The sequence below is a fragment of the Kocuria sp. UCD-OTCP genome (genome assembly GCF_000349605.1).
In the GTDB taxonomy this organism is placed as follows: domain Bacteria; phylum Actinomycetota; class Actinomycetes; order Actinomycetales; family Micrococcaceae; genus Kocuria; species Kocuria rosea.
On sequence record NZ_AOSQ01000018.1, the window covers coordinates 1 to 22,266 of the forward strand.

A 22,266-nucleotide genomic window follows, 5' to 3' on the forward strand; every position below is an offset into this window, starting at 1 on the left:
GCAGAGCTTTAAAAACATGGGCGAAAAGGGGGGGGGAGGGGGCGGTCACCAGATGTTGACGCGCTCCTCCGGGGGCAGCCACAGGCCGTCGCCGGGGCGGGTGCCGAAGGTGTCGTGGAACGCGAACATGTTCTGCACCACCCGGTTGCAGCGGAACTCTTCCGGGGCGTGCGGGTCGGTGGCCAGCCGGTTGACCAGCTCCTGCTCCCGGGCGGTCGAGCGCCACAGCGCCGCGTAGGCGTAGAAGAAGCGCTCCGCGCCGGTCAGGCCGTCGAGCACCGGCGCGCTGTCCTGGTCCAGGCCCCGCTCGGCCAGGGACATCCGGTAGGCCACCAGGGCGATCTCCAGCCCGCCCAGGTCCCCGATGTTCTCGCCCACCGTGAAGGCCCCGCTGACGCGGTGCCGGGCCGGGTCCAGCCCGCGCGGCGTGCAGCCGTCGTACTGGGCGACGAGCGCGGCGGTGCGGCGGGCGAACTCCGCCCGGTCCTCGTCCGTCCACCAGTTCTCCAGGTGGCCCAGGGCGTCGTACTTGGCGCCCTGGTCGTCGAAGCCGTGGCCGATCTCGTGGCCGATCACGGAGCCGATCGCGCCGTAGCACACGGCGTCGTCGGCCTCGATGTCGAAGAACGGCGGCTGCAGGATCCCGGCGGGGAAGACCACCTCGTTGAGCACGGGGTGGAAGTAGGCGTTGACCCAGTGGGGGTAGAGGAACCACTCGCCGCGGTCCACGGGGGTGCCCATCTTCCCGACGGTGCGGTCGTGCTCCAGCGCCAGCCCCGCCCGGACGTTGCCGAGCAGGTCCTCGGGGTCCGGCTCCAGGGAGGAGTAGTCCCGCCAGGTCTCCGGGTAGCCGACCTTGACCGTGAACGTGGACAGCTTCTCCAGGGCGCGGGCCCGGGTGGCCTCCGACATCCACTCGAGCCGCGAGATCCGCTCCCGGTACGCGGCCAGCAGGTGCGCCACGAGCTGCTCCACCCGGGCCTTGTGCGCCGGCGGGAACCAGCGGGCCACGTACTCGCGCGCCACGTCGTCGCCGAGGATCCGGGTGACCAGGAACTCGGCCCGCTTCCAGCGCTCGCGGGGGCGGGTGATCCCGGACAGGGCGGTGCTGTAGAAGCGGAAGTTCTCCTCGACGAACGGCCGGGGCAGGAACGGGGCGCGCTTGGACACGATCCGCCACGACTGCCAGATCCGGATCTGCTCCTCGGACCACACCTGCCACAGCCGGCCCAGCTGCGCCACGAAGGAGGGCTGGCGCACGATGACCCGGTCGAAGATCCCCGCGCCGCGCTCCGGGGCGGTGCCCTCGAGCCACGCCGTCCACGGGAAGCCGGGCGCCATGGCCTCCAGGCCGGCCACGTCCACGGGGTTGTACATCTCCTCGACGTCCCGTGCGGAGACGGTGTCCCAGTGGGCGGCGGCGAGCTGCGTCTCCATGGCGAGCACGGTCGCCGCGGCGTCCCCGGCGGGCACGCCCCAGCGGGCCGGCAGGCCCGCGAGCTCGAGCATCGCCGCGACGTGGGCGGTGAACGCCGTGCGCAGCCGCTCGTGCTGCGGGTCCGTGTAGTAGCTGTCCGTGGGCAGGGACAGCCCGTCCTGGCGCAGGAAGAAGGAGTAGCGGGAGGAGTCCCGGGAGTCGTTCTCCACGAAGAAGGACAGCGGCCCGTCCACGCCGGTGCGGTGCAGGGCGGCCGAGGCGCGGGCGAGCCCCTCCCGGCCCCGGGCGGCGTCGAGCACCGCGAGGTCCGGGTCCAGGGCGGCCAGGCCGCGGCGCTCGATCTGCGCCTCGTCGAGGAAGGACCGGTACAGCGCCCCCATCCGCGACCCGGCGGGCGCCTCCTGCACGATCTCGTGCACCCGCTGCGTGTTCCGGTCGGTGAGGATCGCGGAGGCGCCGTCGAACGCACGGTCGTCCGGCAGCTCGTGCGCCTCGATCCAGCCGCCGTTGACGTGGCGGTACAGGTCGTCCTGCGGCCGGACGCCGGGATGGACGTGCTGCAGCTCGAGGCCGGAGTCGGTGGTCACGGGAGCTTCCCCTGTCGTCGTGGCGGGGCGGAGGGCGCGGGGGCGTCCGCCCGGCTCCAGCCTGCGGACGACGGCGCCGCGGCCCGCTTCGCGCGGGCCACGGCGGCCGTGCTGCTCGTCACCCCCGTGGACCGGGGGCGACGACGGGTCAGCTCGCGGCCGGCTCCGGGCTCTCGGACCCTGCCGCCTCGCCGGTGCCCAGCCACTTGCCCTCGAGCTCCTCGAGGGTGCCGTCCTCCCGCATGGTCGCCAACGACTCGTTGACCTGCTCGAGCAGGGCCGTGTTGTCGGTCTTCACGGCGAGGCCCAGCTGCTCACCGGTCTCGATCTCCTCGACCAGGCGCAGCTCCGGGTTGTCCGTGATGGCCGGACCCATCACGGAGATGTTGCCGATGACGGCCTCGACGTCACCGGTGTTGAGCCCCTGGATCATCAGGGCCGAGTCCTCGTACTGCACGACCTCGGCGTTGTTCTCCTGGGCCTGGGTCTCGCCCGTGGTGGCCTGCTGCACGCCCACGCGCTTGCCCTGGACGTCGGCCACCGAGTCGATGTCGGCGTCCGGGGCGACCAGCAGCGCGAGGTTGTCGTCGAGGTAGGGCTCGGAGAAGTCCATGACGGACTCGCGCTCCTCGTTGATGGTCATCCCGGAGGCCGCGAGGTCGCACTGGTTCGAGTCCAGGGCCACACCCGACTGGATGCCCTCGAAGGAGGTGCGGAGGAACTCCGTCTCGACCCCCATGTCCTCGGCGATGTTGTTCACCAGGTCGATGTCGAAGCCGACGGTCTCCCCGCCCTCCGTGAACTCGAAGGGGCGGTAGGGGATGTCCGAGCACACCGTGAGGGTGCCCGGGGTGATCAGGCTGATCTCCCCGCCGTTCGCGCTCGTGTCGCCGCCGGCGGCGTCCCCGCCGTCGTCGGTGCTCGTGCACGCGCTCAGGGCCAGCGCGGAGACGGCCAGCACGGACAGGGTCGCTGCCCCGTGGAACCTGCTCTTCATGGATCTGTCCTTCCCTCGGGAGGTGGCGGTCCGCCGTCGGCTGCACGGCGTCGTGCCCGGTGCGCGGCCCGCCGGTGAATGTGCCTCAGTGTAGGTGTTCGCGCGTTGCCGGGATGTTGCACACCACTGGTCGGTAGTCAATTCATTGTCCCCACTCCGGGCGACACCTCCGGTGCGGCGCGCCCGGGCGGCCGCGGCGGAGCCGTCCGGCGTCGGCCGTGCTCGGCGGATTCGGCACAATGGCCCCATGACCCGCACCGAGGACCAGCGCCGCAGCGACCGGGGCGCGCGATGACCGCGCCGCAGGCCCCCGCGAGCGTGCGCGTGGACGTGTGGCTGTGGGCGGTGCGCGTGTTCAAGACCCGCTCCGCCGCCACGGCCGCGTGCCGTGCCGGCCACGTGAAGATCGACGGCACCTCGGTCAAGGCCGCCCAGCCGGTGCGGCCCGGCCAGCGGGTGGCCGTGCGCCGCCCCGGTCACGAACAGGTCCTGGAGGTGGTGCAGCTGCTGACCAAGCGCGTCGGGGCGCCGGTCGCGGCGAAGGCCTACGTCGACCACAGCCCGCCCCCGCCCCCAGCGCTGCACGCCGCGGTCCCGCGGCGGGACCGGGGCACCGGGCGGCCCACCAAGAAGGATCGCCGGGAGATGGACCGCCTCCGGGGGCTGTGACGGCGCCCGCGCGGCGTTCCGTGCGCGCTCCCAGGAAGGCGCAGAATAATCCGCACTGCACGTGTGCCGTGGGTCACCCCGCCGTCCGGCGGTCCGACCCGCGGCCGGAACCCGAGGAGTTCGACCCATGGCACTGCTGGACACATCGGTGTGGACCGGAAAGATCTACGTCAACGGATGGCGCGACGGCCGCGGCGGCACCGAGGACGTCACGAACCCGTCGACGGACGAGACGCTGGGGCAGATCGGCTTCGCCTCCCCCGAGGACGTGTACGAGGCGGCCGAGAAGGCCGCGGCGGCCCAGAAGGAGTGGGCGGCGCTGAAGCCCTCCGAGCGCGCCGCGGTGCTGCGGCGCGCCGGCCTGCTGTTCGAGGAGCACGCCGAGGAGGTCATGGACTGGGTGGTCCGGGAGACCGGGGCGATCCAGCCCAAGGCCGGGCTGGAGGCCTCGGTCGCGGCCGCGGAGTGCTACGAGTCCTCGGCGCTGCCGAGCCACCCGCACGGGGAGTACCTGCCCTCCGACGCCCCGCACTGGTCGCTGTCCCGCCGGGTGCCGGTCGGGGTGGTCTCCGTGATCTCGCCGTTCAACTTCCCGCTGATCCTCTCGATCCGCTCCGTGGCCCCCGCCCTGGCCCTGGGCAACGCGGTGCTGCTCAAGCCGGACCCCCGCACCTCGGTCACCGGCGGCGCGCTCATCATGCGCGTCTTCGAGGAGGCCGGGCTGCCGCCCGGCGTCCTGCAGCTGCTGCCCGGCGGCGGTGACGTCGGGGCCGCCACGGTCGAGGCCCCGCACGTGAACGTCGTGTCCTTCACCGGGTCCACGGCCGCCGGCCGGCACGTGGGCGCCGCGGCGGCGCAGCACCTCAAGCGCGCCCACCTCGAGCTGGGCGGCAACAACGTGGTCATCGTCCTGCCCGGCGCGGACGTGGACCTGGCCGCGGGGGTCGGGGCGATGGGCTCCTTCTTCCACCAGGGACAGATCTGCATGACCACCGGGCGCCACCTGGTGCACGAGGACCTGCACGACGAGTACGTGGACAAGCTCGCGGCGAAGGCGGAGGCCCTGGTGGTCGGGGACCCCTCCGGCGGACCCGTGCACCTCGGTCCGATCATCGACGAGCGCCAGCTCAAGGCCATCGACGCGATCGTGCAGGAGACCGCCATCGCCGGCGCCCGGGTGGTGGCCGGGGGGTCCCACGAGGGCCTGTTCTACCGGCCCACGGTGCTCTCCGAGCTGACCCACGAGATGACGGCCTGGAAGGACGAGATCTTCGGGCCGGTGGCGCCCGTGATGAAGGTGTCCAGCGCGGAGGAGGCGGTGGAGTTCGCCAACGCCTCCGAGTACGGGCTCTCGGTGTCCATCGTCGGGGACGTCGGCGAGGCCATGAAGATCGCCGACAGGATCCGCTCCGGCAAGATCCACATCAACGAGATGACGGTCGCCGACGAGGCCAACGCCCCCTTCGGCGGCATGGGCGCCTCCGGCACCGGCTCCCGGTTCGGCGGGCCGACCGCCAACATCGACGCGTTCACCGAGACGCAGTGGATCACGATCAGCCCGGACGTCCCGCACTACCCCTTCTGAGCACCGCCGCTCCCGGGCCGCGTCCCGTCCGGGGGTGCGCCGCGGGGGCGGGAGGTCGTCGGTAGCCTGGACCGGTGACGACGACCTCCCGCCCCCGCGGCCTCAACCGGCAGATCCTGGCCCTGGCCGTCCCCGCCTTCGGGGCGCTCGTGGCCGAGCCGCTGTTCCTGCTGGCGGACTCCGCGATCGTCGGCCACCTCGGCACCCCCCAGCTCGCCGGCGTGGGCGTGGCCGCGGCCGTCCTGCAGACGGTCGTGGGGCTCATGGTCTTCCTCGCCTACAGCACCACCCCTGCGGTGGCCCGGCACCTCGGGGCGGGCCGGCTCCAGGAGGCCGTGGCGGTGGGCCGGGACGGGCTGTGGGTGGCCGCGGGGTTCGGCCTGCTCCTGTCCGCGGCGGGCTGGGCGCTGGGCCGGCCGCTGCTGGCGCTGATGGGCGCGGGCGGCGAGGTCCTGGAGCACGCCGTCGTCTACCTGCACTGGTCCCTGCCCGGACTGACCGCCATGCTCCTGGTGCTCGCGGCCACCGGTGTGCTCCGCGGCCTCCAGGACACCAGGACCCCGCTGCTCATCGCCGGGGTCGGGGCCGCGGCCAACGCGGGGCTCAACCTCCTGCTCGTGCACGGGGCGGGCCTGGGGGTGGCCGGCGCGGCGATCGGCACGAGCGCCGTGCAGTGGGCCATGGCACTGGCGTACCTGCGGATCCTCCGCCGGCTCGCCCGCGAGCACGGTGTGGGGCCCTCGACCACGTGGCCCCGGCTGCGCTCGCACCTCACGGTGGGCTCCTGGCTCATGCTGCGCACCGTCTCCCTGCGGGTCGCGATCCTCGCGACCGTCCTGGTGGTCACGGGACAGGGCGCCCAGAACCTCGCCGCGCACCAGCTCGTGATGACGTTCTTCAACTTCCTGGCCTACGCCCTCGACGCCCTCGCCATCGCGGCGCAGGCGCTGCTGGGCCGGGACATGGGGGCGCGGGACGTGACCGACCCCGTGCAGCGGCGGGCGGTCCGGGCCCTCATGAACCGGCTGGTCCTGTGGGGGCTCGGCTTCGGCGTGGTCACGGGCCTCCTGGTGGCCCTGGTCGGCACCCGGCTGGGGTTCATGCTCAGCCCCGATCCCGCGGTGCAGGCCCTGTTCGCCGCGGCCCTGCTGGTGGTGGCGGTCGGCCAGCCGCTGGCCGCCTACGTCTTCGTCCTGGACGGGGTGCTCATCGGGGCCGGGGACGCCCGCTACCTCGCGGTGGCCGGAGTGCTCAACCTGGCGGTCTACGCCCCGCTGCTGCTGCTCGTGGCGCACTCCGCCGGGACGGGGACCGGAGGGTTCGTGTGGCTGTGGACCGCCTACGCCGGCGGCTACCTGGGGGCCCGGGCCCTGACCCTGGGGCTGCGGGCCCACGGCGACTCCTGGCTGCTCCGGAACGCACGGTAACAACCCGGAGCGCACCCGGTGTTGTGGGGCGGATCACCTACGATGCAGACATGAACAGTGATCCTCGCGCAGAGAACCAGCCCACCGCCGACTCCGGGCACAACGTCGTGCTCGTCGGCATCGACGGATCCGACCAGGCCCGCCACGCGCTCGAGCGCGCCCTCGAGGAGGCCCGCGCCCAGGACCTGACCGTGCGCCTGCTCGGCGCCTATCCGGTCATCGGGGTCGGGGACCCCGGCCTCGAGATGCGGTTCACCGAGGCCGTGATGAAGGAGAACGCCGGCCACCTGGCCGAGGCCCGGCAGACCGTGGAGCAGGCGGGGCTGCCCGTCGAGGTCGTGGAGGCGGGCGGGGACGCCGCCAAGGCCGTCGTGGAGCAGTCGGGCGAGGCCGCGCTCGTGGTCATGGGCAAGCGCGGCCGCGGCGGCGCGCTGCGCGGCCGGCTGGGCTCGGTGTCCGCGGCGGTCGCCGCGCACGCGAAGTGCCCGGTGATCATCGTCCCCGAGGCCGCCGAGAGCCGGAGCCCCGAACGGCACCCCGAGCGGCGCGGCGGCAGCGCGGGCGACTTCGCGCTCGAGGCCGACGGGCCGGTCAAGGCCGACCAGATCGACTTCACCGGCCGGGTGGTCGTGGGCCTGGACGCCCTCGGCTCCCGCAGCCCGGCGCTGGGCAAGGCCGTGGCCTACGCCCAGGAGCACGGCAAGGCCCTGGCGCTGGTCTCCGTGAACGGGGCCCTGTCCGGCACGCCCTCCTGGTTCCAGGACGAGTTCAACCAGGCCCGGTACTTCCACGAGGCGGACCAGAAGCTCACCCAGATCTCCGACGAGATCGCCGCGCAGCACCCCGAGCTGACGGTCGAGCACCACATCTTCGTGGGCCGGCCCGCCCGCATCCTGATGAACGCCACGCACTCCGCGGACATGGTCGTGGTGGGCTCCCGCGGCATCGGCGGCTTCCGGGGGCTGCTGCTCGGCTCGGTCTCCCAGGCGGTGCTGGAGAACGCCACCGGCCCGGTCATGGTGGTGCCCGCGCACCGCCCCTGAGCACCCCACCCCCACGGCGAGACCAGGAGGCGGCACCCCATGCCGGAACAGATCGTCGTCGGCTACGACGGCTCCGAGAACAGCGAACGGGCCCTGGACTGGGCGATCCAGGAGGCCGGTACCCTCGCCGGCGAGCTCAGGGTGGTGGTCTCCATGGGCCGGCCCGTCGCCGTGGACCCCAGTCTCTACGGGCCGTTCCTGGAGGCGATCGAGGAGGAGGCGGACAAGGTCGCCGCCGCCGCCGTCATCCGGGCCCGGGACGCCGGCGTCACCGCGGTCGCGGTCGTCGAGCGCGGTGACGCGGCCGGGGTGCTGGTGCACGAGTCGGAGGACGCCGCGTCCCTGGTGCTCGGCCGCCGGGGCCGGCGCGGGGTGCGGGGCCGCCTCGGATCGGTCACGGCCGCGGCGGCGGCGCACGCGAAGTGCCCCGTGATCGTCCTCCCGGACCGCTGGGACCCGCGGGCACGGGACGCCCGCGGGGCGACCGGCCCCTTCGCGGGCCGCGTGGTGGTCGGCGTGGACCGGCTCGGCCGGGACAACCCGGCCGTCCTGGCGGCCGGGCGGTACGCCGCACGGCACGGCGCGGGCCTGGCGCTGGTCACCGTGGTGCCGGAGGCCATGAGCATGCCGACGGGCTCCGCGGACCTGGACCGGGCCGTGCGCGAGCAGCTCACCGAGCCCGCCCAGTCCCTCGTGGACCAGGTGGCGGAGTCGGTCCGGGAGGACCACCCGGAGCTGGACGTCGAGACGTTCGTCTTCTCCGGCCAGCCGGCGGACCAGCTCGTGGAGGCCGGGCGGTCGGCGGAGCTCGTGGTGGTCGGCAGCCGCGGCTACGGCGGGTTCCGCGGGCTGCTCATGGGCTCCGTCTCCCAGGCCGTGCTGCAGGAGGGCGAGGGTCCCGTGATGGTGGTCCCGGCCCGCCGGAAGAGCTGACCCGTCCGCCCGCAGGAGGAGCCCCCGCCCGTCCAGGACCGGGGGCTCCTCCTGCGGGCGGATCCGCCGAGCGGTGCCGGCGGGCCATCCTGGGGACGAGCCCGCGGAGCGCCCGCGGACGGACGGGAGCACACCGTGGACCGCATAGCACTCGCCGCGACCGCCCTGGCCCTCGCCGCGCTCACCGGGTGCTCGGGCGGGGCGGCGGACCCGGTGGAGGTCCCCGCCCGGCCGGCCGGGTCCAACGTCCTGGACTCCGCCGGCGTCCTGACGGACGCGCAGGAGCAGCAGCTCGACGCCCTGATCGAGGACCGCGGGGCCGGCACGGACGCGGCACGCGTCGCCGTGCTCACGGTGGAGGAGGCGACCGGGTCGATCGAGGACTACGCCCGCGAGGTCGCCACCGCCTGGGAGGTGGGCGACGCCGGGGCGGACAACGGCGTGCTCGTGGTCGCCGCCACCGGGGACCGGGAGCTGCGGATCGAGACCGCGGACGGGGTGCGCGAGCGGTTCTCGGACGACGAGGCGGAACGCGTGGTGGAGGACGTGCTGGCGCCGGCCTTCGCGGACGAGCGCTACGCGCAGGGCCTCGGCGAGGCCGTCGAGCAGATCCACGTCTACGCGCAGGGCGGGGAGCCGCCGCGGGAGCCCTTCGACTGGGCCCTGCTCGGCTGGGTCGCGGGCGGCTTCGGCCTGGTCGGCGTGCTGGTGGCGTGGTGGATCGCCGCGGACCTCCGCCGCCGGCGCCGGATCGCCGACGAGGAGCTGCGGGCGGCCCGGCAGCGCGACCCGGAGCTGCGGCTCACCGAGGAGCAGCACGCGGCGTACCGGACGTACCGCTACCACCACCGCAAGCCGGACGCCGTCACGAACCCGGCCGTGTGGCTCCCGCTCTACCTGGCCAACCCGGGGCTGTACTCCGGCGGCTCGGGCGGAGGCACGAGCGGGGACGGGCAGGGCGGCTCCTCGTTCGGCGGGGGCGGCGGATTCACCGGCGGCGGGGCGTCCGGCAGCTACTGAGCCGCCCCGCACGGGGCGGGGCGGCTCAGGCGGGGAGTCCGCGCCGGGCGGCCACGAGGGAGAGCAGGTGCCGGTGCACCGTGGTCTCCCCGGTCAGCTCGGGGTGGAACGAGATGCCGACGACGGCGCCGCTCGCCACCGCGACCACCTCGCCCCGGTGCCGGGCGAGGACCTCGACGCCCTCGCCGACGCGGGTCACCGCGGGGGCGCGGATGAAGGCCGCGCGCACCACGTCCCCGCCGCGGCCCCACGCGAGCACGACCTCCTCGGAGGCCGTCTGGGGTCCGAACGCGTTGCGGGCCACGGTGACGTCCAGGACCTCGAGGGTCTGCTGGCCGGGGGCTGGGTCCTCGATGCCGGACGCGAGCAGGATGAGGCCGGCGCACGTGCCCAGCGTGGGCAGGCCGCCGAGCACGGCGTCCCGCAGCGGCTCCCGCAGCCCGAACAGGCGCAGCAGCCGGTCCACGGTGGAGGACTCCCCGCCGGGCAGGACGATCGCGTCCAGCCCGGCGAGCTGCTCGGCCGTCTTCACGAGCACGGGCTCGGCGCCCAGCTCCCGCAGCATCGCGGCGTGCTCGGCGACCCCGCCCTGGAGGGCGAGGACGCCCACGCGGGGCGCGGAACTCACCAGCCGCGCTCCGCGAGCCGGTGCGGGGCCGGGAGGTCGCCCACGTTGATGCCGACCATCGCCTCGCCGAGCCCGCGGGAGGCCTCGGCGATCTTCTCGGGGTCGTCGAAGTAGGCGGTGGCCTTCACGATGGCCTGCGCCCGGGCCGCGGGGTTGCCGGACTTGAAGATCCCGGAGCCCACGAACACGCCGTCGGCACCGAGCTGCATCATCATGGCGGCGTCTGCGGGGGTGGCCACGCCGCCGGCGGTGAACAGCACGACCGGCAGCTTCCCGGTGCGGGCGACCTCGAGGACGATGTCGTAGGAGGCCGCGAGCTCCTTCGCCTTCACGTAGAGGGCGTCGGGGGAGATCCGGTAGAGGGCCTGCAGCTCGGCGATCTGCCCGCGGATGGTGCGGATGTGCTTGGTGGCCTCGGAGACGTCGCCGGTGCCGGCCTCGCCCTTGGAGCGGATCATCGCGGCGCCCTCGGCGAGCCGGCGCAGGGCCTCGCCCAGGTTGGTGGCCCCGCACACGAACGGGACGGTGAAGCGCTGCTTGTCGATGTGGTTGACGTAGTCGGCGGGGGAGAGGACCTCGGACTCGTCGATGTAGTCGACCTTCAGGTGCTCGAGCACCTGCGCCTCCACGAAGTGGCCGATGCGCACCTTCGCCATGACGGGGATGGAGACGGCGGCCTGGATGCCCTCGATCAGGTCGGGGTCGGACATGCGGGCCACGCCGCCCTGGGCGCGGATGTCGGCAGGCACGCGCTCGAGGGCCATCACGGCCACGGCGCCGGCGTCCTCGGCGATGCGGGCCTGCTCGGCGGTGACGACGTCCATGATGACGCCGCCCTTGAGCATGTCGGCGAGGCCGCGCTTGACGAGCGGGGAGCCGGTCAGCGGGGTCGCGTCCGAGGCGGTGGGGCGGGTGGTGCCGCCGGCGGGGTTCTGGGCATGGGCAGTCTGCAGATCGGTCATGGAGTCCATCCTGCGGCCGGAAGTGGTCCACCGACAGGTCCACCATCGATAGAATCTGTTGGACCACAGGAATTCCGAGGGAGAGGAGCGGACCGTGCGCCACCCGCACGACGTCGAGCTGCCCGTGCGCGTGGACCGGGCCGATCCCGCGCCGCTGCCCGCCCAGCTCGTCCAGCAGCTGCGGGAGCTGGTGGTCTCCGGGACCCTGCGCCCGGGGGACGCGCTGCCCTCCACCCGCGGGCTCGCCGCCCGGCTGGGGATCTCGCGGGGCTCCGTGGTCACCGCCTACGACCAGCTCCACGGCGAGGGCTATCTGCACGCGACCAACGGCGCCACGGTGGTCCACCCCGATCTGGCCCGCTCCCGCACGGAGCCCCCGGCGGCCCGGCCCGGCCCCCGCCCGGCCGCGGCGCCGCGGCGCCGGACCCGGGAGCGGCCCATGATCGACCTCACGCCCGGCCGGCCCGACACCGGACGGCTGGCCACCCCGCAGTGGCGCGCCGCGTGGCGGGACGCCGCGGCCGCCGCCGGCACGGGGGCGCCCCCGCCCCAGGGCTCGGAGCCGCTGCGCGAGCAGATCGCCGAGCACCTGCGGCTGATGCGCGGCGTGGTCCGGGACCCCGAGGACCTCTTCGTCACGGCGGGCGCGCGGGACGGGCTCCAGCTGCTGCTCGCGGTGCTCGGCGGCCACGCGGGCCGCGGGCTGCGCGTCGCCGTCGAGGACCCCGGCTACCCCTCGCTGCGCCGGGTGCCGGAGCGGCTCGGCCACGAGGTGCTGCCGGTGCCGATCGACGACCAGGGCCTCGACCCCGCCCGGCTGCCGTCCGGGGCGTGGGCCGGCCCGGGGGAGTGGGAGATCGAGCGGCCCCCGGACGCCGTGATCGTCACCCCCAGCCACCAGTACCCCCTCGGGGCGTCGATGCCCGCCGCCCGCCGGCTCGAGCTGCTCGGCTGGGCGCGCGCCCACGACGCGCTGATCGTGGAGGACGACTACGACTCCGAGCTGCGCTACGTGGGCGAGCCGCTGCCCGCGCTGTCCTCCCTCGACCACGCCCCGGGCGCCGTCCCGGAGCCCCCCGCCCCCGGCCGGCTGCTCGGCGCCGGCGGCCACGTGGCCACGCTGGGCTCCTTCACCAAGGTCCTCGCGCCCGGGCTGGGGGTCGGCTACCTGCTGGCCCCGCCCGCCCTCCGGGAGGACCTGCTGCGGCTGCGCACGGACCTCGGCAACCCGGCCTCCGCGGTCGCCCAGGACGCCATGGCCCGTTTCCTGGCCGACGGCGGCCTGCGCCGGCACACCGCTCGGATGCGGCGGGAGTACCGGCGCCGGCGGGACCTGCTCACCGCGGCCCTCGCCGGGGTCCACGGGGTGCGGGCCGTGCCCATGGACGGGGGGCTGCACGCCGTCCTCGAGTTCACCGGGGAGGTGCCCCTGGCGGAGCAGGACGTCGTGGATCGGGCCGCGGCCGCGGGCGTGCGGGTGGCGGCGCTGGGCTCGTACTGGGCGCACGGCGCGGGGGGCGGCCGCCGCGGCGTCGTCGTCGGCTTCGGCGCCACCGGTGCCGCCCCGGAGGGGGACGCCCTGCCGGACGCCCTCGCGGTCCTGGCCCGGGTGCTCTCGGCGCCCTGCCCCGCACGCGGTCGCTAGACTGGCCGGTGCCCCGGGGGTCTCCCCGCCGGGGCCCTCCCGCGAGCACGTTCCCGAAAGGCGCACCGTGAACCCCGACCCGAGCACCGGCATCCACCGCGACCTGTTCGCGCCCACGCTGCTGCGCGCGCTCGTGGCGCTGGTGTTCGGCGCCGTGACCGTGTTCTGGCAGGAGCCGACGCTGCCCGTGGTGGCCTGGGGCGTGGGGCTGTACCTCGTGCTCACGGGCGCGGCGAGCGTGCTCCTGCAGCTGCGCCTCAACGGCAACGACCACGTGGACATGGGCCCCACCCGGCAGATCCCGCAGTCCTACGGCGTGCTGTACCTCCTGGGCGGGGTCTTCACGATCCTCGGCGCCGACACCCCCGCGTGGCTCGTGGTCTACGCGGCGTCCATCATGGGCCTGGCCGGGCTCACGGAGCTGGCGCTCGGGCTGAAGTTCCGCACGACCTTCCCGCTGGGCCGCGACTGGACCATCGCCGGGCTGGTCACGGTCCTCGCCGCCACCGGTCTCGTCCTGGTGGTGGACCTCGGCCCCAAGGCGCTCTTCGGGGTGGTGGGGGCCGCCGCGGTGGTCATCGGCGTCACCCACCTGCTGGCCGCCCTCACGCTCCGGCACGAGGACCGCCGGGGACGGGCCCCCGCCGGGACCGCGTAGACTGGGCTACCGCACGGCAGGCCCCGGCCCGCCGGGGACATCAGCTCACGAGGAGGACCAGTGGCACAGCGCAAGGGCTCGAGAGGCGGCTTCCGGGCCGACGTCAAGGGCCCCCTGATCCTGTCCGCCGTGCTCGCGGCGATCGCGTTCGTCGCCGTGGGCATCTTCGCCAGCGGCGGCACGGACAACGCCCTGCGCCTGGACCTCGCCTTCATCGCCGCCGGCATCGCGTTCATCGTGACGCTCGTGATCAGCGCCACGCTGATGATCGTCGAGAAGCCCAACGACCCCCACCTCGGCGCGGGCACGGGCGTCAACCGCTCCTCGGCCAAGCTCTACGCCGAGGCCCGGGCCCGGCGGCAGGCCGCCGCGCGGCCCCCCGGCGAGGCCGAGTTCGGCCAGCGCGTCCGGCCCGACACCGAGGGCGAGGACCTCCTCGGCCGCCGCCCCGCCGACGGCTCCGCCCCGGCGGACGGCCCGGACGACGACGGCCCCGCCCCGCGCGCCTGAGCATCCCGCCTGCCTGAGGCCCCCAAACGAGCCGGACCCCGCGCGCCCGGGGGTCCCGCTCGTTCCGGGGCCCTGCGCGCTCCGCGCCCGCTCCCGGGAGGGACCCGCTCCGGTGGACAGCCCTGTCGCGTCCGGCCGGGCGCTGGGTAGATTGGGACGGCACCTGAGCAGCAGGGCCCGAACCCGCGCCCTGCTCGAGACCGGACGACGGGAACCAGCATGAGCCAGCAGCCGGAACCGCCCACCGAGGGCGACGAGGAGTTCGAGCGCAAGGTCCAGCAGCGGATGGCCGACCAGCAGGAGGACGGCGCCGACGAGGACCCCACGGACGTGGCCCAGGAGGACCACAAGTCCGAGGTGCCCGAGCTCGAGGAGAACGAGGAGAGCCCGGTCGACCCGGGCTCCGTCTGACCCCGGACCAGCGCCTGACACAACGCACGACGCCCCGGGAAGGGCCGATGGTCCTTCCCGGGGCGTCGTCGCGTCCGGCGGGCTCAGCGGCCGAAGCTCCGCAGCCGCAGCGAGTTCAGCACCACGAACACGGAGCTGAAGGCCATGGCGGCACCCGCGATCACGGGGTTGAGCAGCCCCGCGGCGGCCACGGGGATGGCCACCGTGTTGTAGGCGAAGGCCCAGAACAGGTTCGACTTGATGATCGACAGGGTCCGGCGGGACAGGGCGATGGCCGTGGGCACCGACCCGACGTCGCTGCGCACCACCGTGATGTCCGCGGCCTCGATCGCCGCGTCCGTGCCGGCGCCCATCGCGATCCCGAGGTCGGCCTGCGCCAGGGCCGCGGCGTCGTTGACCCCGTCGCCCACCATGGCGACCACGCGGCCGTCGTCCTGGAGGTCGCGGACCACCGCGACCTTGCCCTCCGGGCTGACGTCGGCCACGACGTCCTCGGCGGCGATGCCCGCCTCTGCGGCGACGGCCCGGGCCACGGGCTCGTTGTCGCCGGTCAGCAGCATGGGCCGCAGGCCCAGCTCCTTGAGCCGGGCGACCGCCTCGCGGGCGTCGTCCTTGACGGTGTCGCGCAGGTCGACGAAGCCGACGAGGGCCCCGTCGACGGCCACGAGGATCGTGGTGAACCCGCCCTCCTGGGCGCGGCGCAGCGCGTCGAGCTGGGCGCCGTCCAGGCGCACGCCGTTCTCGGACAGCCACGTGGTGCGTCCGACCACCACCGAGCGGGAGTGCATCCCGTCCGCCACGTGCGCGCGGACGCCGCCGCCGGGGGCCGAGACGAACCCGGAGACCGGGAACCGGTGCGGGGTGGCCGCGGCCACCGCCCGCGCGATGGGGTGCTCGGAGTGCTGCTCCACGGTGGCCGCGAGGTCCAGCACCTGGTCCCGGGAGTACCCGGACACGGGCGTCACTGCCGCCACGGAGAGCTGCCCGCTCGTGACGGTGCCCGTCTTGTCCAGCACCACGGTGTCCACGGTGCGGGTGTCCTCGAGCACCTCGGCGCCCTTGATCAGGATGCCCAGCTGCGCGCCGCGCCCCGTGCCCGTGAGCAGGGCCGTGGGGGTGGCCAGGCCGAGGGCGCAGGGGCAGGCGATCACGAGCACGGAGACCGCGGCCACGAAGGACGCGTTCACGTCCCCGGTCAGCAGGAGCCAGCCGGCCAGCGTGGCGAGGGCGATCACCAGGACGACCGGGACGAAGACCCCGGAGATCCGGTCGGCCAGCCGTGCCACGGGGGCCTTGCTCGCCTGCGCCCGGGACACCATCCGGCCCATCTGGGCCAGGGTGGTGTCGGCGCCCACGCGGGTCGCCTCGACCAGCAGCCGGCCGTTGGTGTTGATCGTGGCGCCGGTGACGGTGTCGCCGACCTCCACCTCCACCGGGAGGGACTCGCCGGTGAGCAGGGACGTGTCCACGGCCGAGCGGCCGTCCACGACCACGCCGTCGGCGGCGATCTTCTCGCCGGGGCGCACGACGACCAGGTCCCCCGGGCGCAGCTGCTCCGCGGGCACGCTCGTCTCCACGCCGTCCCGCAGGACCACCGCGTCCTTCGCGCCGAGCTCCAGCAGTGCGCGCAGCGCCTCGCCGGAGCGGGCCTTCGCCCGGGCCTCCAGGTAGCGGCCCAGCAGCAGGAACGCGGTGACCAGGGCGCCGGTCTCGAAGTAGAGCTGGTGCCCGCTCATGTCCATCGCGTGGCCGAGCATCGCGCCGGCCGTCATGCCGGGCTCGCGCAGCAGGTTCCACAGCGAGAACAGGTACGCGGCGGACACGCCCAGGGACACGAGGGTGTCCATGGTGGAGGTCAGGTGCCGGGCGTTGACCGCCGCCGAGCGGTGGAACGGCCACGCGGCCCACGTCACGACCGGCAGGCTCAGGGCCGCGACCACCCAGCCCCAGTGCGGGAACTGGAAGCCGGGCAGCATCGAGATCACGAACACCGGGACGGAGAGCGCGGCCGCCACGAGGAGGCGCCGGCGCAGGGACTCGGGCGAGCGCAGCGAGGACGCCTCGCGCCCGGCGACCCGGGTCATGGCGTCGGAGCCGTCCGGGCCGCCGGCGTCGTCGACCCCGGGCGCGTTCTTGAGGACGGCCCCGTACCCGGCCTTCTCGACCGTCTCGACGACCTGCTCGTCGCTCACGCCCGCGGGGACGTGGACGGTGGCGGTCTCGAGGGCGAGGTTGACGGAGGCGTCGACGCCGTCGAGCCTGCCCAGCTTCTTCTCGACCCGGCTGACGCAAGAGGAGCACGTCATGCCCGTGATCTCCAGCTCGAGGGTGCGCAGGGTCCCGGTGACCTCGGTGGGGACGGGCGTGCGGGTCTCAGGCAACGGTGTACCCCGCTTCCTCGACGGCCTCCTCGATCTCGGCCGCCGACAGCTCGCGGGTGGACGTCACGACCACGGGGGAGACCCCGCCGGCCACGAGGTCGACGTCGACGGACTCGACGCCCTCCAGCTCGGTGAGCTCCTCGGTGACGGACCTGACGCAGTGGCCGCAGGTCATTCCGGAAACGTTGACGGTGGTCTGCACGATGGGCTCCTCGGGGTTTCGGTGGGGTGGTTCAGCGGGGTGGGTCAGCTCTTGAGCAGGCGCGCGATGGCCGCGGACGCCTCCTGGAGCTTGTCGTCGACGCTCGTGACGTCCCCGGACTCCTGGGCGGCCTCGACGGCGCCCACGACGCAGTGGCTCAGGTGCTCGTCCAGCAGGCCCAGGCTCACGGCCTTGAGGGCCGACTGGATCGCGGAGATCTGGGTGAGGACGTCGATGCAGTACTTGTCCTCCTCGACCATCCGGTGGATGCCCCGGACCTGGCCCTCGATGCGCCGCAGGCGCTTGAGGTACGCGTCCTTGTCCTGGGTGTACCCGTGCGGCGGGGTCTGGGTCATGGGTCCTCCTCGGTCGTCCTGCGGCCACTATATACCCCTTGGGGGTATAGCTCAAGCGGCCGGTCCGCCGCGGCCCGGCGATGTGCCAATCTTGAGGCATGGCTTCACTGATCGAGGACTACGCCCTGCTCTCGAACATGCGCACGGGTCCGCTCGTCTCCCGCACCGGGTCCATCGACTGGCTGTGCGCGCCCCGGTTCGACTCCCCCTCGGTCTTCGGCGCCCTGCTCGGGGAGCCCGACCACGGGCGGTGGCTGCTCGCCCCCGCGTGCACGGTCGCGGAGGGGGCCGACGGCGAGGTCCTCGACGAGGAGGACAGCGGCGCCCAGGTCGCCGAGCGGTTCTACGTGGAGAACACGTTCGTGCTGCAGACCGTGTGGGTCACCGACTCGGGGTCCGTGCGCGTGACCGACTTCCTCCCGCTGACCTCCCGCACGGACGTGGTCCGCCGCGTCGAGGGCCTCACCGGCGAGGTCGAGATGTACCACGAGCTGCGGGTGCGCTTCGGCTACGGCGCCGTGGTCCCCTGGGTCAGCCGCTTCGAGGGGGAGGAGGACCCCGGCGGCGGCGACCCCGCGCCCCCCATGCTCGTGGCCATGGCCGGCCCGGACGCCCTCGTCCTGCGCGGTGAGCCCCTCCCCGAGTCCACGGACGACGACGACGAGCGCCGCCACCGCGGGACCTTCACCGTCTCCGCCGGCCAGGCACGGGACTTCGTCCTCACGCACTTCCCGTCCCACCGCACGCCCCCGGCGCCGGTCGACGTCAACGAGCAGCTCACCCGGACCGTGGAGCTGTGGCAGGACTGGTCCGGGCTGTACTCCCCGCCGGCCGTCGGGGAGGACGAGCCGGTGCACATCGTCCCGGTCCGCGGCCACGCCGTGGCCCGGCGCTCGGACGTGGTCCGGCGCTCGCTGCTCGTGGTGCGGGCGCTGATGCACCAGGAGACGGGCGGGCTCGTGGCCGCCCCCACCACGTCCCTGCCGGACGTGGTGGGCGGGGAGCGCAACTGGGACCACCGCTTCGCCTGGCTGCGGGACGCCGCGATGGCCCTCGAGGTCATGCTCGACCACGACCACGACCGCGAGGCCGCCCAGCTGCGCAACTGGCTCCTGCGCGCCGTGGCGGGCGACCCGCACGACCTGCAGAACATCTACGGGGTCGCGGGGGAGCGCCGCGGGCGCGAGCACCAGCTCGACCTGCCCGGCTACGAGCGCTCCCGGCCGGTCCGCGAGGGCAACGGCGCCGCGGGCCAGCACCAGTCGGACGCCGTGGGGCACGTCATGGTGGTGTTCGAGAAGCTCCGCCGGCGCGGCGCCGTGGAGGACCACCTCTCCTGGCCCCTGCAGCAGGCGATGCTGCGCTCGGTCGTGGAGAACTACGAGGTCACGGACCAGGGCCTCTGGGAGATGCGCGGCGAACGGCAGTACTACACGCACTCCCGCGTGCTGATGTGGGCGGCGCTCCAGTGCGGCGTGGACGCCGTGCGCGTGCACGGCCTGCCCGGCGACGCGCAGCTGTGGGAGCAGCTGCGGGACGCCCTCGCGGAGGAGATCTGGACCAGCGGCTACGACCCCGAGGTCGGCTCCTTCGTGCAGTACTACGGGGCGAAGACCGTGGACGCCTCCCTGCTCCAGCTGCCGCAGGTGGGGTTCGTGGCCTACGACGACGAGCGGATGCTCGGCACCGTGCGGCGGATCGAGGAGGAGCTGCGGCACCCCAGCGGGCTCATCCACCGCTACCGCAACGTCCTGGGCCCGGTGGACCCCGATGACCCCGACGCGTACGCCGGGGTCATCGGGGTGGACGGCTTCCCGGGCCAGGACAACCCGCACCTCGGCGCGTCCCTGTGGCTCGCCGCCCAGTACGCGCGCTCGGGCCGCACGGACAGCGCCCGGAAGCTCGTGGACTCCGTGCTGTCCCGCGCCAACGACCTCGGGCTGCTCTCCACCGAATGGTCGCCCGAGCAGCGGCGGATGACCGGCAACTTCCCGCAGACCTTCACCCACCTCGCCCTCGTCCAGGCCCTGGACGCCCTCGACGCCGCCCAGGGGCGCCGCGCCCCGGCGGCGCCGCACGAGAGCCCGGCCGAGACCCCGGCTGCGGCCGGGGCCGGCACGGGCGGGTCGTCCGCCGTCGCCGGAGGCGCCTCGTGAGCCACGCGGCTCCGGTCGACTGGCGGTCCTCGCCGGCGGTCCGGATCGGGCTGTCCGTGTCCGTGGCCACCGGGCTGTACGGCATCTCCTTCGGCGCCCTGTCCGTGGCGGCGGGACTGACCTTCTGGCAGACCGTCGCCCTGTCCGCGCTCATGTTCACGGGCGGCTCCCAGTTCGCCTTCATCGGCGTGGTCTCGGGCGGAGGGGCCGGGGCCTCGGCGCTGGGCGCCGCCACGCTGCTCGGGATCCGCAACGCCGTCTACGGGATGAGCATGAACGCCCTCGTCCGCCCGCGGGGCTGGCGCCGGCTCCTCGCCGCGCACGTGACCATCGACGAGTCCAACGCGGCCGCGTCCTCCCAGGTCCACCCCGTCGAGGAGCGGCGGGGCTTCTGGACCGCGGGCCTGGGCGTGTTCGTGCTCTGGAACCTGTTCACCGTGCTGGGCGCCCTGCTGGGCAACGCCCTCGGCGATCCCGCGCGGTGGGGCCTGGACGGCGCCGCGGTGGCCGCGTTCCTGGGCCTGCTGTGGCCGCGGCTGAGCGCCCGGGAGCCCGTGGCGGTCGCGGTGGTCTGCGGCCTCGTCACGGCCCTGACGATCCCGGTGCTGCCGGCGGGCCTGCCGATCCTCGTGGCCGCCGTGGTCGCGGCGTTCCTGGGCCGCTCCCGCGGGCCCGGGCCGGCCCCGTCCGGCGCGGCGTCCGGCCCCGGCGCCGAGGGGACGGAGGCGTGAGCATGTGGTTCTGGGTGCTCGGGGCGTGCGCGCTCGCCTACGCCTTGAAGCTCGTCGGCTACCTCGTGCCGGACCGGGTGCTGGACGACCCGCGCGTCGGGCGCATGGCCGGCACCGTCACCGTGGGCCTGCTCGCCGCGCTCGTGGTCATGAACGCGTTCGGCTCCGGCCGGGAGCTGGTGCTGGACGCCCGGCTGGGCGCGCTGCTCGTGGCGGGGACGGCCCTGATGCTGCGGGCCCCGTTCCTGCTGGTGGTGGTGCTGGGGGCGGTCGCGGCGGCCGTGCTCCGGCTGCTCGGCGCGCCCTGACGCCTCGCGTCAGGCGACGTTCGGCAGGATGTTGTGGTTGAGCCGGAACAGGTTGCCCGGGTCGTAGCGGTTCTTCAGCTCGACGAGACGCCGGTGCGTCCGCTCCCCGTAGGCCTGCCGCGCGGTCTCGGGCGTGACGGGGCCGTGCTCGGCACCGAGGAAGTTCACGTAGAGGCCCGCGTCGGCGAACGGTTCCACGGCGGCGTGGGCCTTCCGGGCGAACGCGGTGAGGCGGGCGTCGTCGGCGGCGTCCGGCCAGTAGCCGTAGACGTTGAGCCAGTACCGCGCGGACCGGTTGGGGAAGGCGGTGGCGCCGGCGGGCACCCGCCCGCAGAACCCCTCCATGTGGTGGATGTCGATGCCCGTGCCGAACCAGGTGATCTCCGAGGCCGCGCCGAGCAGGGCGTCGACCACCTCGTCGTCGAGACGGGAGAACGAGGCGTTCTTCCAGTAGCCGCGGGCCCCCTTGGGGAAGAGCTCGTCCATGGCCGACTGCCACTCGGTCCACTGCACCGGGCCGACCTCCTCCTCGTCCGGCGGGGCGTCGGCCCGCAGCCGGTCGACCAGGCGCAGGCCCTCGGCGTGATCGGGCGACATCCAGGCGAAGCCGATGATCAGCCAGGGCTCGTCGCCCATCCCGAAACTCGGCGGGAACCGGAGGATCGAGACGATGCCGTTCATCTCGTCCGGCAGGTCGTCGGTCCAGCGGGCGAAGGCCTGCAGGGCCGTGCGCCAGTGCTCGCGCCCGTAGATCAGGTTCCCGCCCAGCACGGACGCGGGCAGCTCCCTGGCCCGGAACGTGAAGGAGGTCACGATGCCGAAGTTCCCCCCGCCGCCGCGGATGCCCCAGAACAGGTCCGGGTTGTGCTCCGCGTTGGCGTGCAGGTGCTCCCGCGTCCCGGTGATCACCTCGGCGTCCACGAGGTTGTCGAGGCTCAGGCCGTTGCTGCGCGTCAGCCAGCCGACGCCGCCGCCCACGGTCAGGCCCGCGACCCCGGTGGCGCTCACCACGCCGAGGGGCACCGCGAGACCGTGCGGGACGGTCGCGCGGTCGACGTCGGCCAGGGTGGCGCCCGGCTCCACGGTCACGCGCCGGGTCTCCGGGTCCACCTCGACCCGCCGCAGCGCGCCGAGGTCCAGGACGAGCCCGCCCTCCACGGTGCCGTGGCCGGCCACGTTGTGCCCGCCGCCGCGGACCGCCAGCGGCAGGTCCGTGTGCTGCGCGGCGGCCAGCACCGGGTCGATGTCGGACACCGCGCCGGCCTGCACGACAGCGCGGGGCCGCACGTCGACCATGCCGTTCCAGACCCGTCTCGCCTCGTCGTAGAGCGGGTCGTCGGGCTCGACCAGCGTCCCTGTGAGATGGGTGCGCAGCTTCTCGAGCTCTCGGGCGATCTCCTGGTCGTGCTCCCCGCGGTCCACGGCATTCATGGGGCTGGCTTCCTGTGGGCGGGGCGCGCGCCCCCGGGCTGGTGCTCGTGCTCGACGGCGGTGCGCGGACCGTCGTCGGCGATGCCGGAAGGGTCACGGGCGGACTCGGAGCGGTCCGGGCGCTCGGCCCCGCCGAGGCTGGAGTTCCGGTGCGGGGGGATGCGGAACGGCGCACAGTGGCGCTGTCT

21 protein-coding genes are annotated in these 22,266 nt (G+C 74.5%); 13 read left to right on the forward strand and 8 right to left on the reverse strand.

The genetic code is table 11. From position 1 onward, the window contains the following. Positions 1-45: 45 nt before the first annotated feature. Together H488_RS25310 and H488_RS25315 are read right to left on the reverse strand one after the other, a co-directional pair. Positions 46-2,025, reverse strand: coding sequence for a M13 family metallopeptidase (locus H488_RS25310; protein ID WP_017832940.1), 1,980 nt, complete (start codon positions 2,023-2,025; stop codon positions 46-48). Between the two features lie 148 nt (positions 2,026-2,173). Next, entirely contained in the window at positions 2,174-3,022 is an 849-nt protein-coding gene (locus H488_RS25315) for an ABC transporter substrate-binding protein (RefSeq protein ID WP_017832941.1), read from the reverse strand. Between the two features lie 291 nt (positions 3,023-3,313). Here H488_RS25315 and H488_RS25320 point away from each other — a divergent pair, with 291 nt between their 5' ends. The 6 genes from H488_RS25320 to H488_RS25345 all read left to right on the forward strand — a co-directional run bounded on the left by H488_RS25320 (position 3,314) and on the right by H488_RS25345 (position 9,699). Beyond that, entirely contained in the window at positions 3,314-3,691 is a 378-nt protein-coding gene (locus H488_RS25320) for an RNA-binding S4 domain-containing protein (protein WP_017832942.1), read from the forward strand. 127 nt (positions 3,692-3,818) lie between these two features. Beyond that, entirely contained in the window at positions 3,819-5,276 is a 1,458-nt protein-coding gene (locus H488_RS25325) for a benzaldehyde dehydrogenase (protein ID WP_017832943.1), read from the forward strand. Positions 5,277-5,350: 74 nt separating this feature from the next. Further along, the gene (locus H488_RS25330; RefSeq protein ID WP_017832944.1) at positions 5,351-6,703 is read left to right on the forward strand and encodes an MATE family efflux transporter; all 1,353 of its coding nucleotides are present in this window, start codon (positions 5,351-5,353) and stop codon (positions 6,701-6,703) included. Positions 6,704-6,753: 50 nt separating this feature from the next. Continuing rightward, positions 6,754-7,746, forward strand: a complete 993-nt coding sequence (locus H488_RS25335; protein WP_031282733.1) for a universal stress protein — start codon at positions 6,754-6,756, stop codon at positions 7,744-7,746. A 39-nt stretch (positions 7,747-7,785) separates the two neighbouring features. Next, positions 7,786-8,679 carry a universal stress protein gene (locus tag H488_RS25340; protein WP_017832946.1) on the forward strand — a complete coding sequence of 298 codons (894 nt, stop codon included), beginning with the start codon at positions 7,786-7,788 and terminating at the stop codon, positions 8,677-8,679. 135 nt (positions 8,680-8,814) lie between these two features. Next, a complete protein-coding gene (locus tag H488_RS25345; RefSeq protein WP_017832947.1) occupies positions 8,815-9,699 on the forward strand; it encodes a TPM domain-containing protein in 885 nt (294 codons plus the stop codon). Positions 9,700-9,724: 25 nt separating this feature from the next. Here H488_RS25345 and pdxT read toward each other — a convergent pair whose 3' ends face one another. Beyond that, positions 9,725-10,327: a pyridoxal 5'-phosphate synthase glutaminase subunit PdxT gene (gene pdxT / locus H488_RS37865; RefSeq protein ID WP_017832948.1), complete on the reverse strand. Its 603-nt coding sequence runs from the start codon at positions 10,325-10,327 to the stop codon at positions 9,725-9,727. Beyond that, the gene (gene pdxS, locus H488_RS37870) at positions 10,324-11,289 is read right to left on the reverse strand and encodes a pyridoxal 5'-phosphate synthase lyase subunit PdxS (protein WP_017832949.1); all 966 of its coding nucleotides are present in this window, start codon (positions 11,287-11,289) and stop codon (positions 10,324-10,326) included. Before pdxS ends, pdxT begins: the two co-directional genes overlap by 4 nt. Before the next feature lie 94 nt (positions 11,290-11,383). Between pdxS and pdxR the strand changes: the two genes are divergently transcribed. The 4 genes from pdxR (at position 11,384) to H488_RS25375 (ending at position 14,513) form a co-directional block, all read left to right on the forward strand. After that, positions 11,384-12,934 (forward strand): MocR-like pyridoxine biosynthesis transcription factor PdxR, encoded by a 1,551-nt coding sequence (pdxR, locus tag H488_RS25360; RefSeq protein WP_017832950.1) that lies wholly within the window; start codon positions 11,384-11,386, stop codon positions 12,932-12,934. Positions 12,935-13,001: 67 nt separating this feature from the next. Continuing rightward, entirely contained in the window at positions 13,002-13,592 is a 591-nt protein-coding gene (locus tag H488_RS25365; protein ID WP_017832951.1) for a DUF308 domain-containing protein, read from the forward strand. A gap of 60 nt (positions 13,593-13,652) precedes the next feature. Continuing rightward, on the forward strand, positions 13,653-14,102 hold the full coding sequence (locus tag H488_RS25370; RefSeq protein WP_017832952.1) for a hypothetical protein: 450 nt from the start codon (positions 13,653-13,655) through the stop codon (positions 14,100-14,102). Between the two features lie 219 nt (positions 14,103-14,321). Then, positions 14,322-14,513: a hypothetical protein gene (locus H488_RS25375; protein WP_017832953.1), complete on the forward strand. Its 192-nt coding sequence runs from the start codon at positions 14,322-14,324 to the stop codon at positions 14,511-14,513. 83 nt (positions 14,514-14,596) lie between these two features. Here the strand turns inward: H488_RS25375 and H488_RS25380 are convergent, their stop codons facing one another. The 3 genes from H488_RS25380 to H488_RS25390 all read right to left on the reverse strand — a co-directional run bounded on the left by H488_RS25380 (position 14,597) and on the right by H488_RS25390 (position 17,452). Beyond that, positions 14,597-16,819: a heavy metal translocating P-type ATPase gene (locus H488_RS25380; RefSeq protein ID WP_081615748.1), complete on the reverse strand. Its 2,223-nt coding sequence runs from the start codon at positions 16,817-16,819 to the stop codon at positions 14,597-14,599. Positions 16,820-16,886: 67 nt separating this feature from the next. Then, positions 16,887-17,096 (reverse strand): heavy-metal-associated domain-containing protein, encoded by a 210-nt coding sequence (locus H488_RS25385; protein WP_017832955.1) that lies wholly within the window; start codon positions 17,094-17,096, stop codon positions 16,887-16,889. A gap of 44 nt (positions 17,097-17,140) precedes the next feature. Then, positions 17,141-17,452: a metal-sensitive transcriptional regulator gene (locus H488_RS25390; protein ID WP_017832956.1), complete on the reverse strand. Its 312-nt coding sequence runs from the start codon at positions 17,450-17,452 to the stop codon at positions 17,141-17,143. A 98-nt stretch (positions 17,453-17,550) separates the two neighbouring features. On the opposite strand from H488_RS25390, the gene H488_RS25395 reads away from it, so the two are divergent. The 3 genes from H488_RS25395 to H488_RS25405 are packed head-to-tail and all read left to right on the forward strand — an operon-like array spanning position 17,551 to position 20,647. Beyond that, positions 17,551-19,608 (forward strand): glycoside hydrolase family 15 protein, encoded by a 2,058-nt coding sequence (locus H488_RS25395; RefSeq protein ID WP_017832957.1) that lies wholly within the window; start codon positions 17,551-17,553, stop codon positions 19,606-19,608. Next, positions 19,605-20,339 (forward strand): AzlC family ABC transporter permease, encoded by a 735-nt coding sequence (locus H488_RS25400; protein WP_017832958.1) that lies wholly within the window; start codon positions 19,605-19,607, stop codon positions 20,337-20,339. The genes H488_RS25395 and H488_RS25400 overlap by 4 nt, the downstream gene beginning before the upstream one ends. Further along, on the forward strand, positions 20,336-20,647 hold the full coding sequence (locus H488_RS25405) for an AzlD domain-containing protein (protein ID WP_031282740.1): 312 nt from the start codon (positions 20,336-20,338) through the stop codon (positions 20,645-20,647). Before H488_RS25400 ends, H488_RS25405 begins: the two co-directional genes overlap by 4 nt. A gap of 9 nt (positions 20,648-20,656) precedes the next feature. On the opposite strand, the gene H488_RS25410 is transcribed toward H488_RS25405, so the two are convergent. Then, positions 20,657-22,078, reverse strand: coding sequence for an FAD-binding oxidoreductase (locus H488_RS25410; protein WP_017832960.1), 1,422 nt, complete (start codon positions 22,076-22,078; stop codon positions 20,657-20,659). Positions 22,079-22,266 lie beyond the last annotated feature (188 nt).